Consider the following 12064-nt stretch of genomic DNA (forward strand, 5'->3'; position numbering starts at 1 on the left):
TAAGCTAGAAAATTTTAGAAGATACTTTGTAACCAGAGGGGAGAAAGATGATGTTACATACAATTAAAGATTCTCCAAATTATCGCTGGTATGTTTTAGCCACGGTTGCTATTGGCACATTTATGTCTACCCTAGACAGCAGCATAGTAAACGTAGCCCTGCCAACTATATCTAGTCAACTCCATTCAGATCTTTCAACACTACAATGGGTGGTTAGCGCCTATCTTTTAACAATTACCAGTTTATTACCAATCTTCGGACGGATTGCTGATATGTTAGGACGCAAAAGGATCTTTGCCTTTGGTTTTATAATCTTTACTCTAGGTTCAGTTCTTTGTGGATTTGCCCAAACTATCTGGTTTCTTGTTGGGACTAGGGTTCTGCAAGCGATAGGAGCTTCCATGTTAATGTCAAATAGTGCTGCTATTATTACAGCAATATTTCCGCCTAAGGAGCGGGGAAGAGCCCTTGGCTTGATTGGGACAGTCGTTGCCCTAGGTTCGCTGACAGGCCCAGCTTTAGGTGGAGTCATCATTGGCTTAACTAGCTGGCGTTCGATCTTTTTTATAAACATCCCCATTGGCATTATTGGCTATGCTGCTGTCCTTATGATTTTGCCTAACGATGTTCCGAACAAAGAAAAAGAACGTTTTGACTTTACGGGTGCTTTTACATTTACCTTCGGAATGCTTGCTGTACTTTTGGGAATTACTAATGGTGAGGCGTGGGGTTGGTCAAGTCTTCCTGTTCTGGGGAGTTTAATACTAGGAATGGTATCCATCATCCTCTTCGTTATGACTGAGCGTAAAGTCCAACATCCAATGATTCACTTATCTCTCTTCCGGAATCGTCCTTTTCTTATTGGTAATCTCTCAGGTGGGCTGTCCTTTGTAGCTATGTTTGCTAACACTATGCTGTTGCCCTTTTACTTACAAGGAATTTTAAATTATAAACCCTCACAGGTTGGATTGATACTGATGATCTTCCCAATGGTAATGGCTATTGTAGCGCCAATTAGTGGTCATGCTTCGGACAGATTGGGACCTATGATTCTAACAACGAGCGGGTTGCTTATAACTGCCCTCGGTTTGTTTTATTTCTCCACACTCTCCACCACAGCAAGTTTCATCCGGATTATTCCCGGCCCCATGTTGATGGGCTTAGGAGCTGGCATGTTCCAATCTCCGAACAACAGCAGCGTGATGAGCTCGGTTTCCCCTCAAAAACTAAGTATTGCAGGGGGGATTAATAGCCTCGTCAGGAATCTTGGCATGGTGATCGGTATTGCTCTATCTGTTTCATTATTTGAACTATGGGGTGGTGTCTCACTGCCCCAACCGGGTCAAGTAGAAGAATTTATGTTTGCGTATCGTTCGGTGATGCTAGTCGCCATGGGTATTGCTCTTCTTGCAGCAGTAATATCCTACAGCCGAAAAAATTATATCAAAGCAACTAATGTTTCAAAATAGCCTTCGATTGATCTTGACAATCACTGAAACTAGTGTAAAATATTTAAAACTGGTAAAATGACGATGAGAGGAAATAGTACATTCCCTATTGCCGTTTTTAGAGAGCTGCCGGGTGGTGAAAGGCAGTAAAGGCATGGGTTTGGAACTCTTCCTCGAGTAGCCGACCGAAATAATTTAAAGTAGGCTCGGACGGAGCTTCCACCGTTAAAAGGAAGGAGATATCGGATGACTCGAAGATCGTCGTTCGATGTTAGTCGTTCGATCTATGTAATTCTTTTCGGTCGAACCACGAACAACGAACCACGAATATCGATAAGCCCCGTATCTGCAGAGAAGACAGCATTTTGCTGTCAACTTGAGTGGTACCGCGAACTAACCCTTCGTCTCAATCAGAGACGAAGGGTTTATTTATTTTGAAGGAGGAATTTGAAAATGCGTAAATTATATGTATTTGATACTACCCTCAGAGATGGGGAGCAATCCTTAGGGATTACTCTTAATGTCAAAGAAAAGTTAGAAATAGGTCGCCAATTAGTCAAGCTTGGTGTGGATATCATTGAAGCAGGTTTTCCAGCATCTTCCCCTGGAGATATGGAATCTGTCCAAACCATTGCCAAAGAACTTAAAGGAGTTATCATCTGTGGTTTGACCAGAGCTGTAGCCCCAGATATTGATCTTTGTGCTCAAGCTCTACGCAAAGCAGAGTATCCCCGAATTCATACGGGAATTGGGGTTTCACCGGTTCACATGGAGAAGAAATTAAAATTAAACCCTGACCAAGTTGTGGAACAGGCTGTAGCAGCTGTCAGATATGCAAAAAAATATGTAAGCGATGTAGAGTTTTACGCAGAAGATGCTTTTCGCAGTGACCCGATCTTCTTAGCAAGAGTAATCGAGAATGTAATAACTGCAGGAGCTACTGTTGTTAATATCCCGGATACGGTTGGCTATGCAAATCCGTGGGAATACGGAGAACTGATTGCATCTGTCCTTAAAAATGTCAAGAACATCGATAAAGCGATTGTGAGCGTTCATTGTCACAATGATTTAGGAATGGCAACGGCCAACTCTTTAGCAGGTATTAAAGCGGGTGCCAGCCAAGTGGAGGGAACCATCAATGGTATCGGCGAACGGGCGGGAAATACTTCCCTGGAAGAAGTAATCATGTCAATTTACACCCGGCGTGACGGCTATGGGGTAAAGAGCAACATTAATACTCGCGAGATATCGGCCACTAGTAGGCTTGTTTCCAGGATTACAGGCGTGACCGTCCCGGACCATAAGGCGATTGTCGGCGCTAATGCCTTTAATCATGCCTCAGGCATTCATCAAGATGGAGTTCTCAAAGACCGAGAAACCTACGAGATTATTCAACCTGAAACTATTGGAGTTCCACAAAACCTTATCAGCCTTACTGCTAGATCAGGAAGGCATGCTCTGAAGCATTGCTTAGAGGAGTTAGGGTACAAGGTAGAAGGGGATCAGCTTGATGATGTGTATCAACGATTTTTGCAGTTAGCGGATTTGAAGAAAGAGGTATTCGACCAGGATCTCTATGTGCTAATGGGGGATTCAGGAAGTATAGCAAATAGTATTGTCCTAGAGAGTATGTCTATTGCGACAAATGGCGTCGAGATGGCAACAGCCACCGTGACCCTAGAAATAGAAGGAACGATGATGACGGATGCTGCTTGTGGGAATGGACCGGTGAACGCTCTTTTTAACACCATTGACAGGATAACAGGAAATAATGCAACTTTGGAAGACTATACACTGAAATCTGTAACCCGGAGCAGCGAGGCTCTAGGTGAAGCAACGGTTAAATTGCGCTATGAGGATGGTCGCCTTGTAGTAGGTAAGGGTTTTTCTACGGATATTATTGAAGCTAGTGCTAAGGCATATATTAATGCCTTGGATAAGAAAGACCTTCGCACTTCGCAGGCAAAGGTTGTATAAAGGGACCTGAAAGGTTTCAAATCAACAAAGTGTGAAGAACGTAACAGAGCCACGAAAACGAGGGAAGTCAAACTGAAATGACAGTTCGACTTCCCTTAAGAGTTAATGAGGAGAGTTTTAGATTGAATTTCCGATTTAGGCTCCTGATGATACTCGTTTTGTTTCCTTTGCCGAGCGGGGTTCCTTACTAGTTTCATGAACAACTAAAGAAGGAGCAGCTTCTTCGAAGAGTTGACTCATTCCCATAAATTGAGCACCTTGTTCAACCTTAAATTGACGTGTACAGATATCACCAAATAGGCGTGCAGTAGCATTTAATTCTAACAGATCTGTCGTCTTTATGTTTCCGTGTACTTCCCCGGCAATGCTCACAGTGTTAGCCTCAATATCAGCTTTTAAGTAAGCGCTATTACCAACCGTCAAATCCCCGGTAGCTTGGATACTACCTTCAATTTTTCCATCAATTCTTGCATTTCCATTGATGATAAGGGATCCGGTTATTTGGCACTCAGTAGCAATAAACGTAGTGTCTCCATTTAATTGAGAGTTTGAAAGTTTTTTAAACATCCTCATTACGCTCCTTTGTTATAATTGTAAACGTTAAGGGATCTACATTCTTTCCATTAACTGTGATGCCATAATGAAGATGAGATCCTGTACTTCGCCCGGAATTTCCGCTGTAGGCGATAAGGTCACGTTTTTTTACTAAATCCCCTTCCTTTACCAGGAGACGGGAATTATGACCATAAAAGGTTTTGATTCCGTCGCCGTGATCAATATCAACTCTAAGACCAAAAACTGAGTTTCTGCCCGAAAAGGTAACAATACCATCGGCAGTAGCTAAAATTGGAGTTCCGTAGTTACAGGCTATATCGATTCCGTTATGAAATTCTTTTGACCAGCCACCAAAGGGATTCTGGCGATAACCGTGAGGGGAGGTTATTTCACCTTCGACTGGAAGTATGCTCGGGGTATGGTCTAGACGTCCCTTTTGTAGAACAGCTGCTTCATAGTATTTCTCTAAGAGATTTAAATGGTCAGCTACAATTTGGGCACTTTGGTTAGAAGTTTGAACGGGCGTGTTTGCTAAAATGAAATTCTGAGCGTCTGGGTTGATACTTCGACTAAGGGATGTTGAGGCAGAGGATGTCGGATTAATTTGTAGCATAGAAGAGAGTTTACCCTCTAAGTCCTTAATTCGTGAGAGATCTTCGGTCATTTGAATGGAAGTTTCCTTTAAGTCGGATATTTCTTGATCGCGCTCTGCAATGGTGGATTTGAGTTGAGTAATGTGTTCACTCGTGGGTTTTAAGTTGTTTATGTAATAGCTTAGATACAGGTTTCGCGCCGATAAACCGATAATTAATACTCCTATAAGAAGCAGGCCTGCCTTAATGAACCGCTTCCCAAGCTTCGAAAATTGAAGCTGGCGGGTGTCAGAATCATCAGGCGGAATGAATATAATGGTATATTTATCTTTCATCTGATTCCTCCAGAATGTAAATTGACATATTGTGATACTTTGTATATTTTTTCAATTGCCTTGTAATTATTAAATTTCCTATGAGTACAATAAACTTCATTTTACGACTTGTCAAGAAACCTCCCTAACAGAACATACCAGAAAATAGTTTACCCAAAACATAATTTTCAATTAGAGTAAATAAAATGCTTTCCAAAGAAGGAGTTTACAGATAAAGAAAGAATATGGAAGGAATATAATAGTTTATAAGTTTAAATGGGCGAATTTTGATGGAGGGCAAAGTGTGAATTTTGAATCATCTTATTCCCATGCCTTTGCATATCATAAGATTATTACCAATGAAGATGGCTGCCCCATAGATTATGAATATATAGAAGTGAATAAAGCCTTTGAGAGCCTAACTGATCTAACACGTGACTGTGTGATTGGAAAGAGAGTCAACGAACTATTGCCTAATTATTCACAAGACAGATTTAAGTGGTTAGAAGTCTATGCCGAAGTTGCCTTAACTGGTATTCCTACCTCCTTTGAAGAATACAGTGAGACATTCGGGCGATGGTATCGTGTTGAGGTCGCTTCCAACAAGAAAGGTTATTTTGCAACTATATTTAGTGATATCACGAGTCTAAAAGAAAAGGAACAAGAGTTACTCGATAAAAACGAACAACTTAGTGGACTTTATGAGGAAATAACAGCCACAGAAGAAGAATTAAGACAGCAAATGGAAGAGTTGGATCAGAGCACCCAACTTCTAAAAGAGAGTGAAAGAAGGCTTAACCGAGCTCAAGCACTCGCTCATGTAGGAAATTGGGAAATTGACCTAGAGACTAAGACTGTTTGGGCTTCTGAAGAAGCCTTTCGGCTGTATGGCATAAACAGAGTGTCCCACATTTTACCACTAGAACAAGTGCAAAATGTGGTTGATTCTAAAGATCGTCCTAAATTAGATAGGGCTTTAGAGCGCTTGATTTATGCAGGTGCGGAATACAATATTCAATTCAAAATTAAAAAAGCAAATACGTCTGAAGAAAGGTACATTCATTCAGTTGCTGAAGTGGCCTACAATTCCTCCGGAAAGCCTGTTAAAGTTTTAGGCGTGCTGCAGGATATTACGGCAAATGTTCTCTATGAAATGGATTTGAAAAACAAGAATAGAGAACTGAAGACTCTTTACGAAGAATTAGCGGGAACTGAGGAAGAGTTAAGGCAGCAATTTGATGAAATTATAACTAATAAAACCCTCATAGAACAAAGTGAAGAACGATATAAAGCACTTGCTGACAATTCACAGGATTTTATTTATAGTTGTAATTGCGAAGGAGTTATCATAACTGTCAATCAAGCCTTCGCTAAAGTGGCAGATATTCCAAATGAGCAGCTTATTGGTAAAACCCTTAAGGATATTCAAAATGATTCTGGTTATATCAAAAAGTGGAGTAACGTTTTTTCAAAGGTAATTAGGACAGGTAAAAGCAAATCCTTTACCTATAGATATGTAAGGGAAAAGGAAAAAGGTATTGGATATTATGACGTGACACTATCCCCTATGTTTGATCAAAATAGAAAGATTATCGGAGTATTATGTACAAATCATGATATAACAACTCTTAAGGAAAATGAACAAACAATTAAACATTTGGCCTATTATGACTTCATAACAGATCTACCGAATAGGATACTTTTCACCAACAGATTAAAAAATGCTATTGCCAACTCTAAAGATAAGGGTAGCAAAGTGAGTATTATCTTCTTAGATTTAGACAACTTTAAAAGAGTCAATGACACTTTAGGACATCAAACTGGAAACGATATTCTAATCGAGGCCTCTAAAAGACTACAGAACTGCGTACATGGAAAGCATATAGTTTCTCGTCTAGGTGGGGATGAGTTTTCCATCTTGCTCGAAGATGTAAAAGAGAAAGAGGACCTAATTACCCTCTTGGAAAAAATAGAGTTTAGTTTACTAGAACCCTTTATGGTGAATCATAACCTGATTAATCTTACGGCCAGTTTTGGAGTTGCAATCTGTCCAGAGGATGGAGACACGGCTGAGGAACTTATTAAAAATGCAGATACTGCTATGTATAAAGCGAAAGAAGCCGGAAAAAACGGCTATCAGCTTTTTAATAAAAGTATGAAAGAAGATCTTTTGCGAAGAACAAGTATTGAACAATTATTAAGAAATGCCATAGAAAAAAATGAGTTTATCGTGCATTATCAGCCTCAGTATATCACCAGTACAGGGAAACTTCGGGGGTTTGAAGCTCTATTACGCTGGAATTGTCCCCAATTAGGCCTCATAAGTCCCATGGAATTTATACCGATAGCAGAAGAAACAGGGCTAATCATAACCATAGGCGAATGGGTTTTGAACACAGCTATTCGCACTTGTAAAAGGCTTGAAACTAACTATCGATGCGACCTTGTAATGGCCGTCAATATTTCACCGATTCAGTTAAGGCAAAAGAACTTTCACGAAATGGTAATAAAAGTCTTGCAGTCAGCGAGTCTTAAGCCAACAAGTCTAGAATTAGAAGTTACTGAAAATATCTTTATTGATAGTTATCAATTCATAGCTAATGAATTGAATTTGTTGAAGGAATTGGGAGTTAAAATTGCACTCGATGATTTTGGTACGGGTTATTCCTCCCTAAGTTATTTAAGAAAACTTCCCATCAACCTGTTGAAAATAGATAAAGCATTTATTCAAGAAACGGATACCTCAAACTACCGGCATAGCAGCTTAACAGAATCGATTATATCCTTGGCGAGTAAGCTAGACATTAAGACAATCGCTGAAGGGGTTGAGACCTTAGACCAACTTAACTATTTAATCAAGGCAAAATGTGATTACCTACAGGGGTACTACCTCGGAAAACCAGAACCTGAAGAGTCCATCAACCGTATATTCGAAAAAGGTAGATCTAAATGAAATCTATCGTCAATACCGGTTTGCAACAATCTATCAACAGGTATACATAATACAATACATTGATGGGGTTACTTTTACTGTAGTTTTTATTTATAATAGAATTAGTGCAGTTACGCTGTTTTTCGTTATAGGCGAATAATGAGGCGCGCTAAGAGAGAATCGATGCGCGCTTTCTAAATGGAGAAAAATACCTGGATCTAAGAACCTAGGTATTTCCGAGATATTAATAAGGGAGGACGTGTTAGATTGTGGAAACAAAAATGCCAATGGTTCTTGACGTCATAAGTGAAAATATTATTAAGCATGGCAGCCCGCTAGCCTTAAAGGGTTCGGAGGTTGCTTCCTGGGCTAAGGGACTTAACTTACCGGTTAAAGGGGAATTGCTTTTCTATACAGGCGGAGAATATCAGATGCTCCCCTTTATTGACTCCTTGGTTAAAACGATTACTCATCTTGATCAAGGAAGTAAAGTTTTTTCCATGATGATGGGTGCACGGAATCTTCTGAATAAGACCGGTTTCAGCCCGGAAAAGATGTATGCTTCAGTTCTTGCGAAAGATAAGGATCGGTATAATTCCGTCTGTTTTAAAGCAGCAAAAGTACTTAAAGAGCTGGAATATGAATTCTGTTACTCAGGAAATGATGAGCTCTATAGTGGAGCCTTATTATATGAACTGGGATATCTCGAAGATATGGAAAAATACGTACAGAGAGTCGTAGAAGTTATCAAGAAGAGTGGTGCTAAAACGATCGTTTGCCTCTCTCCTCATGCGGCAGAAGTCTTTAAGTTTATTTATCCAAAAATGGTCAAGGATTTTGACTTTGAAATCCGTACCTTTGTGGATTTAGTTTGGGAACGCCGTGAGAAACTAGCGAAGATTCAATCCAAATCAGTAGTTATTCATGACTCATGTCGTTTGGCACGTGAATTGAGTATTCACCAAGAATTGCGAGATATCCTGGAAAGCGTTGGAGTTGAGGTTAAAGAAGCTGCTATGAACCGAGAATGGACATCCTGTTGCGGTGGACCGATTAAAATCCTCTTCCCTGAGTTATCTCATGTCATTGGCGGTCGTCGGGTGAATGAGTTAAAAGAAAGCGGCTCAGAGCATATTTTAACGTCTTGTCCATATTGTCTGTCAGCCCTAGAAGGAGGACTAGCAAAAGGAGACTCGGCGGTTATTGAAGATTTGATAGAATTCCTATATAGGGGGGTTAAAGCATGACCGTGGATTTTAGAAAGGACTTCGTTAATTATGAAAAGTCCCTTAACGCAGCAAGTGAGGATAAGAATATCAGAACAGCAATCTCCAGAGCGGTAACTTCTTATCGCAATACTGTTGCTGAAACCTTAGAGCGCTTTCCTCATACTCCACAGTTGGCAGAAGAAGTGCAGGAGATCAAGAGCCAGTCCATGGCTAACTTGGATAATTTAGTGGAACAAGCGATGGCCTCGGTAGAGCGCAATAAAGGGAAAGCGTTTTACGCGAAAGATCATCAGGCTGCTCTGGAAATTGCCCTCGGCATTATTGGCAAGGGTAAAACTGTGGTTAAAGGCAAAAGCATGCTGGGTGAAGAGCTTCATCTACGGGAATACCTAGAGGATAATGGCAACGAGGTTTGGGAAACTGACTTGGGGGAGTTCATACTTCAACTACGTAAGGAACGGCCGATGCACATTCTCTCTCCATCAATTCATGTGCCCCGAGAGCAAGTGGCAGAGGTTTTCAGTAAGTTCTTTAACAAAGAAGTACCGCCAGATATTGCTGAAGAAGTAAAGGTCGTGCGGGAATTCCTTCGCGAAAAGTACTTTACTGCGGATATAGGAATCAGTGGAGCCAATGTCGTGGCGGCGGATACCGGCGCGATGGTTATTATTGAAAATGAAGGAAACGTGCGACTGGCAACGGGTGCTCCTCCAGTTCATATAGTAATGGTCGGAGTTGAAAAATTAGTGCCGACATTCCAGGATGCTATGAAAGTCGCTGAGGTTACTTGGCGATATGCTCAGTATGGTGTTCCGGGTTACGTTAATATTGTGAGCGGTCCGAGTAAAACCGGTGATATCGAAAAAGTAACAACTTACGGGGCCCACGGTCCTAAGGAATTTTATGTTATATTTGTAGATAATGGCCGAAAAGAAATGGCAAAAGAAGAAAAATTTAGTCAGGCCTTGCATTGTCTGCGTTGTGGTGGATGTATGTATGAATGCCCTGTGTTCCAGGTAACAGCTGGTCATTTTGGACACACCTATATGGGCGGCATAGGTACAATTTGGACGGCATTTGTGTCGGGAGGTATGGAGAAAGCAGCTCCACTGGTTTATTCCTGTCTGCGATGCGGAAGATGTGTAGAGCGTTGCCCGATGAGTATCAATGTTCCTGGCATGATTGGAGAACTTCGTGAACGCATTGTTTACGGTAAATACGAAGATTAACTATAAAATTAACTGTAAAAAAAACATTTGTGGTAAGTCCACAGATGTTTTTTTTAGCGTATCAGCCCCTATACCGCTACTCTTCACTTCGTTTAGAATTTCCATACGTTACCGCATCACGATAAACGAAAAACTATTCTGGCATCCTGAGCGTTAGCGAAGGATCTAGATCCTTCATTCGTTCCTCCTTCAGGATGACATGAGTAAAGAGGACTCTAAAGCTATACTTTCTGCCCCGAAAATAAGTATAGGAAAATGTAATCCAGAGCGTTAGTGAAGGATCTCGGGCTTAAATGGATTTATGCGCTTTAATGTTACTTTTTGTAAAAGTAAAATGTATTTTACATTGCAGAAATATACTGTAATTTTCCCATAAAGATATAAGATAAATCTATAGAAGAAGATTTTACTGCTAGAAGAAATTATTGTAATTTGCTAACTAAGGTAATATAATAGAGACATGTTCTGACTAATTTGCAATGAAGCTTTCTAGAGGTAACTATCTCTGGGAAGCTTTTCTTGTAACAGTACAGGGAGGTGAAAGAAGGTCAGAAGTTTACAAGTATAAGATGAACAGATATGGAAAAAGGAGGAGTATTCTGAGATGAACTTAAAACGAAAAAGTGCAATTTTTATCGCCCTGCTAGTATCATTACTCTTGGTCATTTCTGGTTGTGGTACTAAGGCTCCAGCGACCTCAACTCCAGCACCAGACGCTGCTAAGGAAAAAATTAAGGTTGCGTATGTATACGTTGGACCAGTCGGTGATGCAGGCTGGAGTTATGCTCATGACCAAGGGAAAAAGTACTTAGAAGAAAAAATTCCAGAAGTGGAAACCACCATTATTGAATCCGTTCCTGAGGGCGCAGATTCCGAGCGTGTAATCACTCAGCTCGCTGAAAAAGGGAACAAAATCATTTTTACAACCAGCTTTGGTTATATGGATCCGACCATCAATGTTGCTAAAAAATACCCAGACGTGACATTCATGCACAACTCTGGTTATAAAACAGCCGAAAACGTCGGTACCTACTTTGGTCGAATTTACCAAGCTCGTTACTTAACCGGAATCGTAGCTGGTAAAACGACAACCACGAACACCATCGGATATGTAGCAGCGATGCCCATTCCTGAAGTTATTCGGGGGATCAATGCCTTTACTCAAGGGGTTCGCTCAGTTAATCCCGAGGCAAAAGTAAAAGTTGTTTGGACCAATACTTGGTATGATCCTGCTATGGAAAAAGATGCTGCCAAAAGCTTGCTGACAGCCGGCGCTGACGTCATTGCACAGCACCAAGATACTCCTGGTCCTATGCAAGCCGCAGAAGAAGCCGGAAAGTTTGGTATCGGCTACAATATGGATATGTCCAAAATGGCACCTAAAGCAGTGCTGACCTCTGCAGTTTGGAACTGGGGTCCATACTATGTGAAAACTGTGGAAGCTGTTAAGAATAAGACCTGGAAAAACGACCAATATTGGGGTCCTATGAGCGATGGTATTGTGGATATTGCTCCTTTTGGTCCCATGGTTCCTGAAGATACCAAGAAACTCGTAGCAGAAGCTAAAGAAAAAATCCTGAGCAACAAGTGGGATGTCTTTACTGGACCGATCAAAGACCAAACGGGAGCAGTTAGAGTTCCAGAAGGTCAAGTAATGTCTGACCAAGATATGCTTTCATTTGACTGGTTTGTTGAAGGGGTAGACGGTACAATCCCCAAATAAAATCCGAATTGTAGTAGGGGCAATTCATGAATTGCCCTTACTACAGGCAATTCACGAATTGCCC

Annotated in this window: 8 protein-coding genes and 1 other annotated feature; of the genes, 6 read left to right on the forward strand and 2 right to left on the reverse strand. The window is 40.9% G+C overall.

The features are described from left to right. Nucleotides 1-50: 50 nt before the first annotated feature. The gene (locus tag HGJ98_RS18140) at nt 51-1469 is read left to right on the forward strand and encodes an MFS transporter (protein ID WP_291353091.1); all 1419 of its coding nucleotides are present in this window, start codon (nt 51-53) and stop codon (nt 1467-1469) included. 54 nt (nt 1470-1523) lie between these two features. Beyond that, nucleotides 1524-1860, forward strand: a binding site (T-box leader). Between the two features lie 41 nt (nt 1861-1901). Continuing rightward, nucleotides 1902-3425, forward strand: coding sequence for a 2-isopropylmalate synthase (locus HGJ98_RS18145; protein WP_291353092.1), 1524 nt, complete (start codon nt 1902-1904; stop codon nt 3423-3425). Between the two features lie 135 nt (nt 3426-3560). Here HGJ98_RS18145 and HGJ98_RS18150 read toward each other — a convergent pair whose 3' ends face one another. Then, complete coding sequence (locus HGJ98_RS18150; RefSeq protein WP_291353093.1) at nt 3561-3992, reverse strand: polymer-forming cytoskeletal protein; 432 nt, start codon at nt 3990-3992, stop codon at nt 3561-3563. Continuing rightward, nucleotides 3985-4908 carry a M23 family metallopeptidase gene (locus HGJ98_RS18155; RefSeq protein ID WP_291353094.1) on the reverse strand — a complete coding sequence of 308 codons (924 nt, stop codon included), beginning with the start codon at nt 4906-4908 and terminating at the stop codon, nt 3985-3987. Before HGJ98_RS18155 ends, HGJ98_RS18150 begins: the two co-directional genes overlap by 8 nt. A gap of 283 nt (nt 4909-5191) precedes the next feature. Between HGJ98_RS18155 and HGJ98_RS18160 the strand changes: the two genes are divergently transcribed. The 4 genes from HGJ98_RS18160 to HGJ98_RS18175 all read left to right on the forward strand — a co-directional run bounded on the left by HGJ98_RS18160 (nt 5192) and on the right by HGJ98_RS18175 (nt 12000). Next, nucleotides 5192-7840 carry an EAL domain-containing protein gene (locus HGJ98_RS18160; protein ID WP_291353095.1) on the forward strand — a complete coding sequence of 883 codons (2649 nt, stop codon included), beginning with the start codon at nt 5192-5194 and terminating at the stop codon, nt 7838-7840. Between the two features lie 248 nt (nt 7841-8088). Then, nucleotides 8089-9066, forward strand: a complete 978-nt coding sequence (locus HGJ98_RS18165; protein WP_291353096.1) for a (Fe-S)-binding protein — start codon at nt 8089-8091, stop codon at nt 9064-9066. Then, complete coding sequence (locus HGJ98_RS18170; RefSeq protein WP_291353097.1) at nt 9063-10277, forward strand: lactate utilization protein B; 1215 nt, start codon at nt 9063-9065, stop codon at nt 10275-10277. Before HGJ98_RS18165 ends, HGJ98_RS18170 begins: the two co-directional genes overlap by 4 nt. A gap of 604 nt (nt 10278-10881) precedes the next feature. After that, nucleotides 10882-12000, forward strand: coding sequence for a BMP family ABC transporter substrate-binding protein (locus HGJ98_RS18175; protein WP_291353098.1), 1119 nt, complete (start codon nt 10882-10884; stop codon nt 11998-12000). Nucleotides 12001-12064: the final 64 nt, after the last annotated feature.

The sequence above is a fragment of the Desulfosporosinus sp. genome, from assembly GCF_014237355.1.
Classification (GTDB): Bacteria; Bacillota; Desulfitobacteriia; order Desulfitobacteriales; family Desulfitobacteriaceae; genus Desulfosporosinus.

Bases quoted from the DNA above. Each gene is read 5' to 3' on its own strand.
- HGJ98_RS18140 (WP_291353091.1), top strand. From the start codon at position 51: ATGTTACATACAATTAAAGATTCTCCAAATTATCGCTGGTATGTTTTA.
- HGJ98_RS18145 (WP_291353092.1), top strand. From the start codon at position 1,902: ATGCGTAAATTATATGTATTTGATACTACCCTCAGAGATGGGGAGCAA.
- HGJ98_RS18150 (WP_291353093.1), bottom strand. From the start codon at position 3,992: ATGTTTAAAAAACTTTCAAACTCTCAATTAAATGGAGACACTACGTTT.
- HGJ98_RS18155 (WP_291353094.1), bottom strand. From the start codon at position 4,908: ATGAAAGATAAATATACCATTATATTCATTCCGCCTGATGATTCTGAC.
- HGJ98_RS18170 (WP_291353097.1), top strand. From the start codon at position 9,063: ATGACCGTGGATTTTAGAAAGGACTTCGTTAATTATGAAAAGTCCCTT.
- HGJ98_RS18175 (WP_291353098.1), top strand. From the start codon at position 10,882: ATGAACTTAAAACGAAAAAGTGCAATTTTTATCGCCCTGCTAGTATCA.